Annotated in this window: 16 protein-coding genes and 4 tRNA genes; 13 read left to right on the top strand and 7 right to left on the bottom strand. The window is 75.5% G+C overall.

The window, feature by feature from the left end; all coding sequences use genetic code 11:
- Positions 1-256: 256 nt before the first annotated feature.
- Entirely contained in the window at positions 257-1,195 is a 939-nt protein-coding gene (locus AB0J00_RS01020) for a hypothetical protein (RefSeq protein ID WP_357738842.1), read from the top strand.
- Positions 1,196-1,204: 9 nt separating this feature from the next.
- Here the strand turns inward: AB0J00_RS01020 and AB0J00_RS01015 are convergent, their stop codons facing one another.
- Both AB0J00_RS01015 and AB0J00_RS01010 read right to left on the bottom strand, forming a co-directional pair.
- The gene (locus AB0J00_RS01015; RefSeq protein WP_357738839.1) at positions 1,205-2,701 is read right to left on the bottom strand and encodes a HAMP domain-containing sensor histidine kinase; all 1,497 of its coding nucleotides are present in this window, start codon (positions 2,699-2,701) and stop codon (positions 1,205-1,207) included.
- 44 nt (positions 2,702-2,745) lie between these two features.
- Positions 2,746-3,423, bottom strand: a complete 678-nt coding sequence (locus tag AB0J00_RS01010; protein WP_357740109.1) for a response regulator transcription factor — start codon at positions 3,421-3,423, stop codon at positions 2,746-2,748.
- A gap of 357 nt (positions 3,424-3,780) precedes the next feature.
- Between AB0J00_RS01010 and AB0J00_RS01005 the strand changes: the two genes are divergently transcribed.
- Positions 3,781-4,974, top strand: a complete 1,194-nt coding sequence (locus AB0J00_RS01005; protein WP_357738836.1) for an endo-1,4-beta-xylanase — start codon at positions 3,781-3,783, stop codon at positions 4,972-4,974.
- Positions 4,975-5,098: 124 nt separating this feature from the next.
- Here AB0J00_RS01005 and AB0J00_RS01000 read toward each other — a convergent pair.
- From AB0J00_RS01000 to AB0J00_RS00980, 5 genes are all read right to left on the bottom strand, one after another.
- Positions 5,099-5,175: transfer RNA gene (locus tag AB0J00_RS01000), tRNA-Phe, on the bottom strand.
- 35 nt (positions 5,176-5,210) lie between these two features.
- A tRNA-Asp gene (locus tag AB0J00_RS00995) sits at positions 5,211-5,287 on the bottom strand.
- A gap of 24 nt (positions 5,288-5,311) precedes the next feature.
- Positions 5,312-5,384, bottom strand: a tRNA-Glu gene (locus AB0J00_RS00990).
- Between the two features lie 83 nt (positions 5,385-5,467).
- Positions 5,468-5,791, bottom strand: coding sequence for a hypothetical protein (locus tag AB0J00_RS00985; protein WP_357738834.1), 324 nt, complete (start codon positions 5,789-5,791; stop codon positions 5,468-5,470).
- Positions 5,792-5,865: 74 nt separating this feature from the next.
- The gene (locus AB0J00_RS00980) at positions 5,866-6,396 is read right to left on the bottom strand and encodes a GtrA family protein (RefSeq protein ID WP_357738831.1); all 531 of its coding nucleotides are present in this window, start codon (positions 6,394-6,396) and stop codon (positions 5,866-5,868) included.
- A gap of 178 nt (positions 6,397-6,574) precedes the next feature.
- Between AB0J00_RS00980 and AB0J00_RS00975 the strand changes: the two genes are divergently transcribed.
- From AB0J00_RS00975 to AB0J00_RS00925, 11 genes are all read left to right on the top strand, one after another.
- Complete coding sequence (locus AB0J00_RS00975; RefSeq protein ID WP_357738828.1) at positions 6,575-7,045, top strand: hypothetical protein; 471 nt, start codon at positions 6,575-6,577, stop codon at positions 7,043-7,045.
- Positions 7,046-7,084: 39 nt separating this feature from the next.
- Positions 7,085-7,972, top strand: a complete 888-nt coding sequence (locus tag AB0J00_RS00970) for a Rieske 2Fe-2S domain-containing protein (protein ID WP_357738825.1) — start codon at positions 7,085-7,087, stop codon at positions 7,970-7,972.
- A 126-nt stretch (positions 7,973-8,098) separates the two neighbouring features.
- The gene (locus AB0J00_RS00965) at positions 8,099-10,420 is read left to right on the top strand and encodes an EAL domain-containing protein (RefSeq protein ID WP_357738822.1); all 2,322 of its coding nucleotides are present in this window, start codon (positions 8,099-8,101) and stop codon (positions 10,418-10,420) included.
- A 46-nt stretch (positions 10,421-10,466) separates the two neighbouring features.
- Positions 10,467-10,539, top strand: a tRNA-Lys gene (locus tag AB0J00_RS00960).
- A 129-nt stretch (positions 10,540-10,668) separates the two neighbouring features.
- Entirely contained in the window at positions 10,669-11,295 is a 627-nt protein-coding gene (locus tag AB0J00_RS00955) for a dihydrofolate reductase family protein (RefSeq protein ID WP_357738819.1), read from the top strand.
- The gene (locus tag AB0J00_RS00950) at positions 11,292-11,498 is read left to right on the top strand and encodes a hypothetical protein (protein ID WP_357738816.1); all 207 of its coding nucleotides are present in this window, start codon (positions 11,292-11,294) and stop codon (positions 11,496-11,498) included. Before AB0J00_RS00955 ends, AB0J00_RS00950 begins: the two co-directional genes overlap by 4 nt.
- Positions 11,499-11,568: 70 nt before the next feature.
- Positions 11,569-12,060, top strand: coding sequence for a DUF2975 domain-containing protein (locus tag AB0J00_RS00945; protein ID WP_357738813.1), 492 nt, complete (start codon positions 11,569-11,571; stop codon positions 12,058-12,060).
- Positions 12,060-12,305: a helix-turn-helix transcriptional regulator gene (locus AB0J00_RS00940; RefSeq protein WP_357738810.1), complete on the top strand. Its 246-nt coding sequence runs from the start codon at positions 12,060-12,062 to the stop codon at positions 12,303-12,305. Before AB0J00_RS00945 ends, AB0J00_RS00940 begins: the two co-directional genes overlap by 1 nt.
- The gene (locus AB0J00_RS00935) at positions 12,302-13,459 is read left to right on the top strand and encodes an NAD(P)/FAD-dependent oxidoreductase (RefSeq protein WP_357738807.1); all 1,158 of its coding nucleotides are present in this window, start codon (positions 12,302-12,304) and stop codon (positions 13,457-13,459) included. The genes AB0J00_RS00940 and AB0J00_RS00935 overlap by 4 nt, the downstream gene beginning before the upstream one ends.
- 278 nt (positions 13,460-13,737) lie before the next feature.
- Positions 13,738-13,947 carry a hypothetical protein gene (locus tag AB0J00_RS00930; RefSeq protein WP_357738804.1) on the top strand — a complete coding sequence of 70 codons (210 nt, stop codon included), beginning with the start codon at positions 13,738-13,740 and terminating at the stop codon, positions 13,945-13,947.
- Positions 13,937-14,911: a hypothetical protein gene (locus AB0J00_RS00925; protein ID WP_357738801.1), complete on the top strand. Its 975-nt coding sequence runs from the start codon at positions 13,937-13,939 to the stop codon at positions 14,909-14,911. The genes AB0J00_RS00930 and AB0J00_RS00925 overlap by 11 nt, the downstream gene beginning before the upstream one ends.
- Positions 14,912-14,964 lie beyond the last annotated feature (53 nt).

The raw sequence follows: 14,964 nt of genomic DNA, 5'->3' as shown, positions 1-14,964 counted from the left end.
GGAGGGGCACCCCGGTGTTTGGAACCGGTCGCGGTGGGTGACGATGAGAGCTGGTCCGGGTCCACTGACGGCCCGTACCGACATCGCACTCGAGCGACCAGCCAGCCCTGGGGTCGAGCGCCGACCACCGGAGGCCAGCACGTCGTCGTCCCACGCGTCCCCGTCCGACCCGGGGCCGGTCCGCCCGCTGCGGGTCGCGACGGTCCCGGCCGCGCACCCCTACCTGGACGCGGCGCTGCCGGCGGACGTCGTCCGGGTGGGCGGCGAGCCCACCGGCACCCGCGGGGTGAGCCCGTGGCTGGACCCGGAGCACCTGGCGAGGTCGGCCGACGCGATCGACGTGCTCCACCTGCACTGGGGCTACGGCGCGCTCACCCTGCCGCAGATGGACGAGTGGACCGCGGCCGTGCGCCGGACCGGGGTGCCGCTGGTGGTCACCGTGCACCAGCTCGTGCCCGACGACGGCGTCTCCCGCGCCCGGCACCGGGCGCACCTGGGCGCGCTGCTGGACACCGCCGAGGTGGTGCTGACGCTGACCCCCGGCGCCGCCGACCGGATCGCCGACGACTTCGGCCGCACCGCGATCGTGGTGGCGCACCCCTCGCTGGCCGCGCCGACGCCGGACGTCGACCGGGGCACCCGGCTGGTCGGGGTGCACCTCGGCGCGCTGGACGGCGACGCCCCCGAGCCGCTGACCGTGGTCCGCGCCGCCCTGTCCGGAGCGGTCTCCGGCGGCGGCCGGCTGCGGGTGGACGTCGCCCCGCAGGTCGACCTGCCCCGCGCGCTGCCCGAGCTGGCCGCCCTCGCCGACGCCGGTGACCTGGAGCTGCAGCGCACCGCCCCGGCCACCCCGGCCGAGACGGTGCGGTACCTGCAGGAGCTCGTGGTCTCCGTGCTGCCGCACCGCGCCCGCAGCCACTCCGGCTGGCTCGAGCTGTGCCGCGACGCGGGCACCCGCGCCGTCGTCCCCGGGGGCGGGCACCTCGAGCAGCAGTGGTCCGACGTCATCCCCTACGGCAACGACCCGCGCACCGGGCTGGACGCCGGGTCGCTGACCTCCGCGGTGCTCGCCGCGCTGGCCCGGCCGCTGCCGGCCCGGGTCGACCGGGCCTGGCGGACCGAGCAGCGCGCCGCCGTCCAGCGGGTGCACGCCCAGGTGTACGAGCAGGTGGCCGCCGACCGGGTGACCGGCTGACCCCAGTGCTCAGGCGGCCGGCACGTCGTCCTCGGGGTCGGGCGCGGCCGCCGTGGCGTGCGGCAGCCGGACGGTGAACACCGTGCGGCCGGGGTGCGAGTCGACCTCGACGGCCCCGCCGTGCGCGCTCACGACCGCGTGCACGATCGCCAGCCCCAGCCCGGTGCTGCCGGCCGACCGGGACCGGGAGGCGTCGCCGCGGGCGAACCGCTCGAACACCTTCGAGCGCAGCGGCTCCGGGATGCCGGGCCCGTCGTCGGTGACCGTGAGCACCGCCCAGCCCTCGTCGACCCGCAGGCCGACGGTCACCAGCGTGCCCTCGGGGGTGTGCGCGCGGCCGTTGGCCAGCAGGTTGGCCAGCACCTGGTGCAGCCGGGCCCGGTCGCCGGGGACGGTGACGGCGGCGGGCGGCAGGTCCAGCTGCCAGCGGTGCTCGTGGCCGGCGGCGTGGGCGTCGCTGACCGCGTCGACGGCGAGCTCGGTCAGGTCGACGTCCTCGGTGGTGAGCTCGCGGCCGGCGTCCAGGCGGGCGAGCAGCAGCAGCTCCTCGACCAGCTCGGTCATCCGGACCGCCTCGCTCTCCACCCGGCGCAGCGCGTGGCCGACGTCGGCGGGCACGTCGCGGCCCTGCCGGCGCACCAGCTCCGCGTAGCCCCGGATGCTGGCCAGCGGGGTGCGCAGCTCGTGGCTGGCGTCGGCGACGAACTGCCGCACCTGGGTCTCCGACGCCTGGCGGGCGGCCAGCGAGCTCTCCACGTGGTCGAGCATCCGGTTGAACGCGGCGCCCACCTGGCCGACCTCGGTGTGCTGGTCGGTGTCGGCCGGGGGCACCCGCTCGGCCAGCCGGACCTCGCCGATGGACAGCGGCAGCTCCGACACCCGGGTCGCGGTGGCGGCCACCCGGTCCAGGGGGCGCATCGTCCGGCGGATCACCAGGGCGCCGAGCCCGGCCGCGGCGGCCAGCCCGATGAGCCCGGCCAGCACCTCGACGGTCGCCAGGTTGCGCACGGCCTCGTCGGTGCCGCGCAGCGGCAGCCCGGTGACGATGAACCGGCCGCCGGGGGCCTGGTTGGCCACCAGCCGGTAGTCGCCCAGGTCGCCGCCGAGGTCGACCGTCTGGATGTCCGAGGAGGCGCTGGCGTAGGCGACCGCGATGGCCTGCGGCCGGCTGATCGTCCGGGCCTGGCCGTCCGGGGTCAGCGTGGCGCCCTCGGTGCAGATGCCGTTCTCGATGACGGCGCTCAACGTGCCGTCCCCCTGGCCGGGGGTGTCGTAGAAGTCCGGGGTGGTGGGCCCGTCGGCGTCGGTGCCCTGCCAGGACGGCTCGGCGGGCGGGGGGCTGCCGTAGCGCACGGCCGCGTGCAGGGCCCGGTCCTGCGCCTGGGCGAGCCGGGCGTCGACCTGGTCGACCAGGTGGCCGCGCAGCACCGTCGTCGACACCACGCCCACCAGCACCAGGACGAGGGCCAGCGGGACGACGAACGCCCACAGCAACCGCGCCCGCAACGTCAGACGTCGCGGGCGCGGTGCGGAGACGAGCGGCAGGCGCATCAGGGGGCGGGCTTGATCACGTACCCGGCGCCGCGCAGGGTGTGGATCATCGGCGCGCGGCCGGCGTCGATCTTGCGGCGCAGGTAGGAGATGTAGAGCTCGACGATGTTGCCCTGGCCGCCGAAGTCGTACTGCCACACCCGGTCGAGGATCTGCGCCTTGGACAGCACCCGCTTGGGGTTGCGCATCAGGTAGCGCAGCAGCTCGAACTCGGTGGCGGTGAGCCGGATGTCGTCGCCGCCACGGGTCACCTCGTGGCTCTCCTCGTCCAGGGTGAGGTCGCCGACGACCAGCAGGCCGTCGTCGGCCACCACGCGGCTGGTGCGGCGCAGCAGGCCGCGCAGCCGGGCGGCGACCTCCTCGAGGCTGAACGGCTTGGTGACGTAGTCGTCGCCGCCCGCGGTGAGCCCGGCGATCCGGTCCTCCAGCGCGTCCTTGGCGGTCAGGAAGACCACCGGCACCAGCGGCGCGTCCGCGCGCAGCCGGCGCAGCACCTCGAGGCCGTCGAGGTCGGGGAGCATCACGTCGAGGACGACGGCGTCCGGCCGGAACTCGCGGGCCGCGGTGACCGCCGACGCGCCGTCGTGGGCGGTGCGGACGTCCCACCCCTCGTAGCGCAGCGCCATCGACAGGAGGTCGCAGATCGACGGCTCGTCGTCGACGACCAGCACCCGCAGGGCGCTGCCGTCCGGGCGGGTCAGCTGGGCCCGGGAGCTGTTCGCGGAGGAGGCGGTCGTGGTCATGTGCCCACTGTGAGGGAGGTTCCTGCGTGTTTCCTGTGCGGCGGCCAGCAACTCGCTGGAGTGGGTGACACGCCGCGCCCCCGGCGTGTCGGTGCAGTTCGAAACTTTTCGTAGAAGTTCTCGGTGAGCCTGTGACCTGCGTTGCAGCGACATGACCACGCTCCGCAGCCAGTCACGGGGTTGACCCACGTCACAGCACGCTCCTAGCTTTCCCGAGTCGTCTTCCGGCCTCGAAAGTTTCGGAACTCGGGTCGGGAGACGGAACCGCATCGACCGTGCAAAGGAGCACCCGTGAGCCTTCGTCGCTCGCTCGTCATCGGGACCGTCGGCGTGACCGCCGTCCTCGCCGCACCGACCGCAGCGCTCGCCCAGCCGGCGGCGCCCGCCCATCCGCAGACCGCCCAGCAGCACGGCCCGCAGGCGCACGCCCCCGGCCGGGTGATGGACGACTCGCTGCGCGCGCTCGCCGCCCGCACCGGGCTGCGGGTGGGCACCGCCGTCAACACGGACCTGCTCGGGGCCGACCCGACCTACACCGGGATCGTGAACACGCAGTTCAGCTCGGTGACGCCGGAGAACGTCATGAAGTGGGAGGTCGTCGAGCCGCAGCGGGGGCAGTACGACTGGTCCGGCGCCGACGAGCTCGTGGCCAGCGCGCAGCGCAACGGCCAGCTCGTGCGCGGGCACACCCTGGTCTGGCACAGCCAGCTGCCCGCCTGGCTGGCGCAGGACGGCGGCACCACCACGTCCTTCAGCAACGAGGAGCTCAAGCAGGTCCTCAAGCAGCACGTGCAGGACGAGGTCGGCCGCTACCGCGGGCGGATCTGGGCCTGGGACGTCGTCAACGAGGCGTTCAACGAGGACGGCACCCCGCGGCAGAGCATCTGGTACAAGGCCTGGGGCAACAGCACCGACTACATCGCCGACGCCTTCCGCTGGGCCAAGCAGGCCGACCCGGGCGCCGAGTTGTTCTACAACGACTACAACATCGAGTACAGCGGCCCCAAGGTGGACGCGGTGTACGAGCTGGTCAAGAAGCTGAAGGCGCAGCGGGTGCCGATCGACGGCGTGGGCTTCCAGACCCACCTGAGCACCGACTACGGCTTCCCGAACCTGCAGGAGCAGCTGCAGCGCTTCGCCGACCTCGGGCTCGACGTGGCCGAGACGGAGGTCGACGTCCGGACCGACGTGCAGGCGGGGACGGAGAACACCCCGGCGTCCGGTCAGCTGCAGTCGGTGCAGGAGGCCTACTGGGACCAGACGGTGAAGGCCTGCCTGTTCGTGCAGCGCTGCATCTCCTACACCGTGTGGGGTGTCGGGGACGCCAACTCCTGGGTGCCGGAGACCTTCCCGGGTGAGGGTGCCGCGCTGCTCTACGACGAGCAGCTGAAGCCGAAGCGGCAGTTCACCGTGGTCCAGCAGGACCTGGCCCTGGCCGGTGGGGCCGCGCCGCACCGCTCCGGGCGGGGCGCCGGCGGCCGCTGACCGCCGCCGCTCGGCGGGGGAGGGCGTCGCACCGCCGGTGCGGCGCCCTTCCCGCGTTCGGGAAGGAACCCCCGGGAACGCCCGAGGGCGCCGCGCGGGATGCGCGGCGCCCTCGGGGAACGTCTGGTGGGCAGGGGCGGGGTCGAACCGCCGACCTCTCGCTTTTCAGGCGAGCGCTCGTACCGACTGAGCTACCTGCCCCTCCCGGTGCGACCGGCCAGGAGCCGGGCACCGGATGGCGACCCTGACGGGACTCGAACCCGCGACCTCCGCCGTGACAGGGCGGCGCGCTAACCAACTGCGCTACAGGGCCTTGCTGTGTGGTGCTGGTGGTGCGTGCCCCCAACGGGGTTCGAACCCGTGCTACCGCCTTGAAAGGGCGGCGTCCTGGACCGCTAGACGATGGGGGCTCGTTCTCGCTCGGGGCATGGAGAACTGTACATGGCCCTCCGGGGGGCCCGTGCACCACCCCCCGGAGCACCCCCCGGGAGGGTCAGCCGAGGGACGCCGAGAGCTTCACCGAGTCGTCGGTGACCTCGGTGCACGTGAGCGTCAGCGGGCCCGCGGAGACCTCCTCGCCCTGCGCGCACGACACCTGGGCATCGCCCACGGACAGGCTCGCCTTGCCGTCCTGCGTGCCGGCGAACGCCAGGTCGTTGCCGAGCACGCTCACCGTGGCGTCGTCGCCGGACAGCGTCGCCGTGCAGGTGCGCCCCGAGCAGGAGACGCCGCTGTCGGAGCCGCAGGCGGCCAGGGGGAGGAGCAGGAGGGCGCCGGCGGCGACCCCGGCGAGCGCGCGGACCGGTCGGATCGGCATGCGGGCCAGCCTAGGGGCGGTGGCGATCTCGAACGGGGACGCCGAGCGGGTCCGGTCGCCGGTCGTCGGTCGGCTCAGCCCCGGTGGGACGTGGCGGGTGCGAACACCCAGCTGCGCAGCGCGACGAAGCGCACCAGGCCGATGAGGCCGGTGACGGCGGCGATCAGGGCGAGCTGCCACTGCTGGGCGATCGGCCCGAGCACCGAGTGGGCGCCGGCGAGGGCCAGCGAGGTGGCGACCAGGCCGACCGCGGCCACGCCGCCGGCCTCCCACTGCGCGGTGAACCAGTGCACCCGGGACCCGGCGTGGAAGGTCAGCCGCCGGTGCAGCTCGTTGGCCAGCAGGGTCGACCCGATCGAGCCGGCGAGGTTGGCGGTCTGGTCGCCCAGCCCGCCGGCGAGGCCGATGAACGCGACCGCGTAGAGCGAGCTGGAGAGGACGCCGACGACCACGTAGCGGGTGAACTGGGCCAGCCCGTCGTCCCCGTGCAGCCGGGTGCGGAGCCGGCGCCAGGCAGTCAGCACCCGGGTCGTCGCCGGGGCGTGCAGCTGCGCGTCCACGGTGCCACCCAGGGTCGGGCGGCGGAGCAGGGACGGGCAGGACACGGGGACTCCTCGATCAACGGGCAGTTCGGTGCTCGATGCAACAGAGGTAACCAGGGTGGCAGGAGAAGATTCCTCTGGCGACCGAATACCGTCCGTGAGGCTCGTCACCGAGAGTGGTCACGGAAAGGTCACAGCCGCCGTCCGGGGTCCTGCCGGGTCCGCGGTCGACGCTCGCGCCATGGCTGATGCGCTCCCCCCGACGTGGTTGTACGACCCCTCGCTCGGCGGCGTGCTGGTGCGCGCGCACCGCCCCCGGACCGGCGGTGCCGTGGCCCCGGTGGTCTCCGACGTCGTGTGGACCGACGTGCTGGGCGCCGTCCGCTGGGCCGGCGCGACCCTGCGCTGCCCGCCGGACCTGATGGGTGGGAGCGCCTGGCGGACCGCCTCCTCCTGCGCCCAGCTGCTGCGCCGGCTGCCCCGGCTGTGCCGCGAGCTCGGCGAACCGTGGCCCGAGCGGGCGCCGCGGCCGGAGACGGCGACGGCCGAGCCGCGGGCCCGGCTGACCGCCGCGACCGAGCGGCTCACGGCCCGGCTGTGCGCGCCGGGGACGGCGGTGCCGCTGGCCGAGCTCGCCGACGACGTCGACGAGCTGGGCGCCGCCGCCCTCGCCGTGCTGGTCGAGCTGACCGACTGGTCGGCGGGCCGTTGACGGGGTTCCCCTCGTGCGCCGGCGGGTAGTGGGCCGCGCATGAGCCTGCTGCGAGTGCTGGACCGGCTGCAAGACGTCGCGGCCTTCGACAAGGGCATCGACTCCGCACGCGACGCGGTCGGCAAGGTGCTCCGGCCGCAAGCGTTCAGGGACGTGCTGCACGGCACCTGGCTGGGGCACCCGCTGCACCCGGTCCTGGCCATGGTCCCGGTGGGCACCTGGCTGTCCGCCGGACTGCTGGACGCCATCCCGCCGGCCCGGCCGGCGGCCACGGCCCTCATCACCACCGGCGTGATCGGCTCGGTGCCCGCGGCGATGGCCGGGGCGGCCGACTGGTCCGAGCAGGACGTCGGCGTCCGCCGGCTGGGCGCGCTGCACGCGGTCAGCAACGTGGCGGCCCTCGGCCTGTACGTCGGCTCGCTGGTCGCCCGCGCCAAGGGGCGGGGCGGCCTGGGCCGGGTGCTCTCGTACAGCGGGCTGGGCATCGCGAGCGCGTCGGCGTCGATCGGCGGGCACATGTCCTACGCCCAGTCCTCGGGTGCCTCGCACGTCCAGCCGTTCGCGCGGCAGCTCACCACCGACTGGATCGACCTCGGTCCGCTCGACGACCTGCCCGACGGCCGGCCGGCGCTGCGCACCGGTCCCGGGCAGGGCACCGACGTGGCGCTGGCCGTCGTCCGCCGCGGGTCCCGCGTCGACGCGTTCGTCGGCGCCTGCTCGCACGTGGGCGGTCCACTGGCCGAGGGGTCGGTCGAGCAGGTGCGCGGCGCCGACTGCCTGGTCTGCCCGTGGCACGGCTCGGCGTTCGACCTCGGCAGCGGCCAGCCGCGGCGGGGGCCGGCGGCCGTGGCGCAGGAGCGGCTCGAGGTGCGGTACGACGCGGGCCGGGTGCTCGCCCGGCTGCCGGAGCACTTCACGGCGAAGTGAGCGGCCCGGGCCGGCACCCCCCCCCGCGCGGGTGGTGCTGGCCCGATGCGCCTCCGGTGCCCCATGATCCCGGTCGATCCCGTCCGTGACGGCGACCTGCCGGACCCGTGGACCCCGAGGACGCAGATGAGCAGCACTCCCGCGCCACCGCCCTCGCTCACGGTGCGACGGCGCCTGCAGCGACCGGCCGAGCCGGTGGAGCAGACCCGGTGGCTGTTCTGCGGGATCGCGCTGGTCTCGTTGGCGATCACCGTCCCCGCCGCGCTGGTCGACAACGGGTGGGCCGGCACGGTGGGGCTCGCGGTGACGTCGCTGGTGCTCGTCGCGTCGTGGACGCACCGGTACCGCGCACGGACGGCGTCCCCGCTGCTGGACGTCGTCGACGTCCTGGCGGTCGCCGCCTTCGCGCTCGCCTGCCCGTTCCCGGCGCTGGCCTGGTGCGTGGTGTTCCCGGCGATGTGGTCCCGGGTGATGTACGGCCGCACCTGGCGGGGAGCCGCGTACGCCGCCGGGCTGGGTGCCGGGCTGGTGGTCGCGGTGCTCTCCCACGCGATCGTGCCCGGGCGCGCCGGGGCCACGGATGCCGGTCCGGTGCTCGGCGGGCTGGCCGTGCTCGTCATGACGTTCGTCGGGGCCCGGCACCTGGCGTCGGGGATGCTCGCCCGGGAGCAGACCCGCGGCCGCGACGCCGCGCTGCGGGAGCTGGGCACCAACCTGCTCGGCCTCACCGACCCGCGCGCCATCCGCGCGCAGGGCTGGGCGGCGGTCGAGGAGGTCAGCCGGATGACCCCCGGCCTGCGGGTGCTCGCCGTCACCGACGGCGACGGCGGTGCGCTGCGGGTGGTGGAGCGCACCGGCCGTTACCTGCGGGAGCCCGGCACGCTCTCTCGCCACGTGGTCGGGCACGGCGCCGCGACCGGGGTGGCGGAGGTCCCCGACCCTCGCCCGCTCGCGGAGCTCGCCGGGTTCAGCCGCCAGTGGCTGCGCCTGCCGCTGCCGGCCTTCCCGCAGCACTCGGCGCTGTTCCCGGGCCACTCGATGCTGGTCGGCGCGCCGGGCGGCGTCCCGGTCGAGGCGGTGACGGCGCTGGAGTCGCTGAACAACCAGGTCGCACTGGCGCTGCGCAGCAGCGAGGCGCACCGGGACCTGGAGGTGCAGGCGCGCACCGACGCGCTCACCGGGCTGCCGAACCGGCCGGCGCTGTCCGCGGCGCTGGGGGACGCCGTCCGCCGGGCGTCGGGCCGCAGCTGGCTGCTGTTCCTCGACCTGGACGACTTCAAGGTGGTCAACGACCGGCTGGGCCACCCCGCCGGCGACGAGCTGCTGCAGCACGTGGCGGGCCGGATGCTCGCCGCGCTGCGGGACGGTGACGTCTGCGCGCGGCTCGGCGGTGACGAGTTCGCGGTCCTGCTGCACGACGCCGGCGAGACGGAGGCCCGCGGGATCGGCCAGCGGCTGCTCGAGCTGCTCTCCGCGCCGGTCACGCTCGCCGGCCGGCTCACCCAGGTCGGCACCAGCGTGGGGCTGGCCCGCCTGGGCCCCGGCCTGACCGCGACCGAGGTGGTGCACCGGGCCGACGTCGCGATGTACGCCGCGAAGGCGGCCGGCAAGAACAGGCTGCAGGTGTTCTCGGCGGGGCTGCTGGACGTGCCGGCGACCGCGGCGCTGGAGGCGGAGCTGCGCCAGGCCGTGGAGGACGGGCAGTTCGTCGTCCACTACCAGCCGATCCTGTCCGCGGCCGACGAGCGGTGCATCGCCGCGGAGGCGCTGGTGCGCTGGGCGCACCCCGAGCGGGGACTGCTGCCGCCGGGGGAGTTCCTCGCCGTCGCCGAGCACAGCGGGGTGGTCATCCCGATCGGCGAGCAGGTGCTCCGCCGGGCGTGCGCGGACGCGGCCACCTGGACCGACGGCGACCGGGCGGTGCGGCTGCACGTCAACGCGTCGCCGTCGCAGCTGGCGCACCCGCGGTTCATGGCCGTCGTCCAGGAGAGCCTCGCCGAGCACGGGCTGGCGCCGGAGCGGCTGGTCGTGGAGATCACCGAGTCGACGGTGCTGGACGCCCCGGCCGTGCAGGCCACCCTGGAGGTGCTCGCCGGGCTGGGGGTCGGGATCGCGGTCGACGACTTCGGCACCGGCTACTCGGCGCTGACCACGCTGCGGGTGCTGCCGGTGGACGTGGTCAAGATCGACAAGTCCTTCGTCGCCGGGGCGGCCACGGTCGACGCCGACCAGGCGGTGCTGGAGGCGATCTCGCAGATGGCCGCCCGGCTGGGGCTGCAGACCGTGGCGGAGGGCGTGGAGGACCTGGCGCAGCAGGAGTTCGTCCGGCGGGCCGGGATCACCGCCGTGCAGGGGCACCTGCACCAGCGGCCGGTGCCGGCGGCGGAGTTCGCCGCCTGGCTGGCCCGGCAGTGGGCGGACCTGCCGCTGACCGGCGCCCAGGCCTGAGGGGAGCCCCGGGCGGTAACCTCGCCGACGGGTCGTCGCACCCGCCGGGCCTCTAGCTCAACTGGCAGAGCAGCGGACTTTTAATCCGCGGGTTGTGGGTTCGATCCCCACGGGGCCCACCTCGGGCTGCGGCCACCGGCTGTCGCGAGGCCGGTCGAGACCTTGCTCGTGGAGCACGGCCCGCGCAACCCGCAGCCGGCGTCGTGCGAACCCCGATGAGTTCCGCGACCGTCGTGCGTCCTGACCACATGGGAACCGGGGAGCAGGCGATCCGCCTGGACATGACCGTGTCGCTCGACGGGTTCGTCGTCGGGCCGCAGGACAGCCCGGAGGAACCGATGGGCAGCGGCGGGTTCCGGCTGTTCAACTGGTTGGACCACCGCCACGACCCGGGGCCGAACGGTCAGGTGGTCGCCGAGTCGGCCGCGACCCGCGCCGTCATCGCTGGCCGCCGCACCTACGAGCACGCGAACCGCTGGCACGGCGACCACCACGACGGCGTCCCGGTCTTCGTGCTCACCCACCACGTGCCGGAGGAGCCTCCGCCGGGCAGCGTGCGCTACGCCACCGAGGTCCACTCCTGCGCCGCGCAGGCCCGCGCCGCTGCCGGCGACTCCGACGTGCTCGTCCTGGGCGCGGGGGTCGCCCAGGCGCTGCTCCGGGCCGGTGAGCTCGACGAGATGGAGCTGCACGTCGTGCCCGTCCTCCTCGGACGAGGACGACGGCTGTTCGACCACCTGCCGGCCGAGCGGACCGAGCTCGAGCTGACCCGCGCGCTGAACGCCGCGGACACCGACCTCGCGCACCGGGTCCTGCACCTCCGCTACCGCGTCCAGCGGCCGCCGCGCGGGCAGGACGGGGGAGCGAGCCGATGAGGACGTTGCACGTCGGCCTCCGGGTCGCCGATGCCGAGCGGGTGGCCGGCTTCTACACGGCCGTCGGCCACGAGGTGGTCGGACGGGTGCCGGACACCCCGGCCGGACAGCTGACCATGCTCAGGCTGCCCGACGACGACGTGGTCAGCATCGAGCTCGTCCTCGACCCCGACGGGGCCCACCGGGACCGTGGCACCGGCTGATGTCAGCACATCCATCGACTCGCGGTAGACATCAATTGACTTTCGATAGGTGTCACGCGACAGTCGATGCATGTCCGAACTGCGCCGGGTGGTCGTCCCGCTCCGGGTCGTGCTCGCCCTCGTGTTCGCCGCGCTGGTGGTCGTCCAGACCGTCGCGCTGCCGGTGGCCCTGCGCGACATCGCCACCGAGTCGCCCGAGCTCGCCCACCTCCGGTGGCCGACCCTGGCGTTCGCCGTCCTCGAGCTGCTGTGCGTGCAGGCCGTCATCGCCTGCACCTGGAAGCTCCTGACCCGGGTCCGCGACGACCTGATCTTCAGCGAGCAGTCGCTCGGGTGGGTCGACGCCATCGTCGGCGCGGTCGTCGCCGCCTGGTTGCTGCTGCTCTCGTCGCTCGGCTACGTGACCGTCAACGGCGACCTGCCCGACCTGCCCGCGGTGCTGCTCGTGCTCTGGGCCGTGCTGCTGCTCGTCACCGGTGCGCTCGGCCTGCTGATGGTCGTCCTGCGCGCCCTGCTCCGGCAGGCGACGACGCTGCGCACCGACATGGAGGCGGTGATCTGATGTCCATCGTCGTGCGCATCGACGTCCAGCTGGCCCGCCGCAAGATGAGCGTCGGCGAGTTCGCCGAGCGGGTCGGGCTGACCCCGGCGAACGTCGCGGTGCTGAAGAACGGCCGCGCGAAGGCGGTCCGGTTCAGCACGCTCGAGGCGATGTGCCGCGTGCTGGACTGCCAGCCCGGCGACCTGCTCGAGTGGGTCGACGACGACGCGGCCGTCGACGAGCTCACCCCGCAGGCCGCCCGGTGACCGCGGCGCAGGAGGTCGACGTCCTGGTCGTCGGCGCGGGCCTGGCCGGGCTGCACACCGCCACCCTGCTCGCCCGGCAGGGGCACGACGTGCTGCTCGCCGAGCGCCGGCCCGCGCTCACCGGCGCGATCCGCACCACCGGCATCTTCGTCCGCAAGACCCTCGACGACTTCCCGCTGCCACCCGAGCACCTGGGCCCGCCCATCCGGCGCGTCGTCCTGCACCCGCCGAGCGGACGCCGCCCGGTGACGCTGGTCAGCGACCGCGACGAGTACCGGGTCGGTGACATGGGCCCGCTCTACGCTGCGGCCGCGCGCACCGCGGTGCGCGCCGGCGTCCGGCTCGCGCTGGGCACCCGCTACACCGGGCGGGAGGACGGCGTCTCGCTGCTCACCGGCCCGGACGGCGCCCGGTGGGTCCGCGCCCGGTTCGTCGTCGGCGCCGACGGCGCGCGGTCGGCCGTGGCCCGCGACCTCGGGCTGGACCGCAACCGGCACCTGCTCACCGGGGCCGAGGAGGTGTTCGCCGTGCCGGCGGGCGACCGGCCGCCCGCGTTCCACTGCGTCCTCGACCCCTCGGTCGCCCCGGGCTACCTGGCCTGGGTCGTCGACGACGGGCGGCACGCGCACGTCGGCGTGGCCGGCTACGTCGACCGCTTCCCCGGCGGGATGCGCGCGGCGCTGGGGAGGTTCCGCGCGTCCGTCCCCCGGCTGGCGGGTCTCGAACTGCCGGCGGACGTCGAGCGCCGCGGCGGCCCGATCCCCGTCGGCGGCCTGCTGCGCCGCATCGGCGGCGCGGACGGCCTGCTCGTCGGCGACGCCGCCGGCGCGGTCTCCCCGCTCACCGCCGGGGGTCTCGACCCGTGCCTGCGGCTGTCCGAGCTCGCGGCCGGTGTGCTGGACGACGCGCTCCGCGCCGGCTCCCCCGGTCCGCTGGCCGGCTACGACGGGGCGGCGCTGCGGGCGCGGTTCCGCGGTCGGCTGCTGCTGCGCCGCGGGCTGGCCCAGGTGCGCACCCCGGCGGTGGCCGAGGCGGTGTTCCCGTTGCTGCGCACCTCCGTGGGGCGGGCCGTGGCCGGTTCCGTGCTGTTCGGCGACCGGTCCTTCCCCGACCCCGCACCGGCGCCCGCACGCCTGCGGCCCGCCGTCCGCTGAGCCGGTCACCCGGGGCACGCCGGGGTCCCGAGGTCACCGGCGCCCGGGGACGGTGACCGACCTGCGGAGCCCGCGCCGACCTGCGGTTTCGCCGCGATCCCTGTCGACATGGCGGCTCGTGGACCGGTGGTCGGACCCGCTCCGGCGGCGCTGCGCAACGATTGGGTGACGCGCTCCGCCGGGGTGTCCGCAGCGGGGCGTGGCGAGCCCGCCGGGTCCCTACCTTCTGTGCTGTCCGCGGTACTTCCCCCGCCGCGACGGACACCCGAGGAGGGCCCGTGCACCCGCCCGCACCACCGACGCCCCGACGCGCTGCCGACGACGGCCTGGCCGGTCTGCTGGAGCTCTTCTCCGCCGACCAGCCGGTGCCGGCCGCGGGCGCGCCGCTGCCCGCACTCGGTGGACGGCTGCGCTCCGGCGCCGCGCAGCTGTCGCGCCGGGCCAGCGAGTGGGGTTCCGGTCCGGAGGGGGCCCGTCGTGCTTGGTGACCTGCTGCTCTGGCCGGCCGTGGCCGTGCTGGGGTTCCTCGTCCTGTCCGGCCTGGTGGTCGTGCTGGCCACCAGCTCGACCGCGCGCTACGAGTTCGAGCGCAACCGGGTGCAGGGGCAGCAGGCCGTGAAGGCGCCCGCGCCGGTCGCCGTGCCGGCCACGGACGCCGCCCCGGCGACCGAGCCCGCCGCGGCCGCGGCGCCCGCTGCCACCGCCCCGGCGGCCGAGGCCGGTGCCGGCCGGCCGGAGACCCAGCCGGCCGGGGCCGTCGCGCTGGCCACCCTGCCGGTCGCGGTGCCGGAGACCGGGCCGAGCACCGCACCGATCGTCATGCCGGGGTCAGGCGCGCACCCGGCCGGACGGCGGATGGGTGAGAGCGGCACGCCGGCCGAGTGGTGGCTGGTCGGCACCGCCGCGGACCGCCCGGGCGCCGGCATCGTCGCCGGGCCCTTCCCCGACCGGGTCGCCGCGGAGTGGGCCGCGCTGGGCTGCCGCGCCGAGGTCGAGGTCGTGCACGGGGTGCGCGGCGACGGCGGCCGCGTGGTGCGCCGCCAGTCGCCGGCGGAGCGGGCGTGGCTGGTCCAGCTCGGCGAGCAGCTCGACCGGCTCCCCGACGACTGGGACGACCGGCTGGACGACGACGACGACGCGCTGGTCACGCTCGTGGTCGAGGTCGCCGCCGCCCTGGTCGAGGCCGGCCTGCAGCTGCACGACTGCGCAGGTGACGCCGGCGTCGGCGGCGTCTGCCTGACCCCGGAGCCGGGGCGGGGCGGCGTCCTGGTCAGCTGGCACCAGCACGACCGGATGAGCCGCGAGCAGGCGCGCGGCGCGGAGGTGGTCGCCGCGGTGCAGGAGGTCATGCAGGACTCGGTGGCCGACTGCCTGGAGGAGCTGGGCTTCGTGGTGGAGGGCTTCGGGGCCTCCGGCGCCTCGCTGGTCACCGCGGCCCGCCGCCAGGGCTGAGCCGACCGCGCATGGTCGACCGGACGTGCGGGCAGGAGAGGGGCCCGCACGTC

The sequence above is a fragment of the Modestobacter sp. NPDC049651 genome, from assembly GCF_040659695.1.
In the GTDB taxonomy this organism is placed as follows: Bacteria; Actinomycetota; Actinomycetes; order Mycobacteriales; family Geodermatophilaceae; genus Modestobacter.
This window is presented reverse-complemented; position numbering and strand designations above follow the sequence as displayed.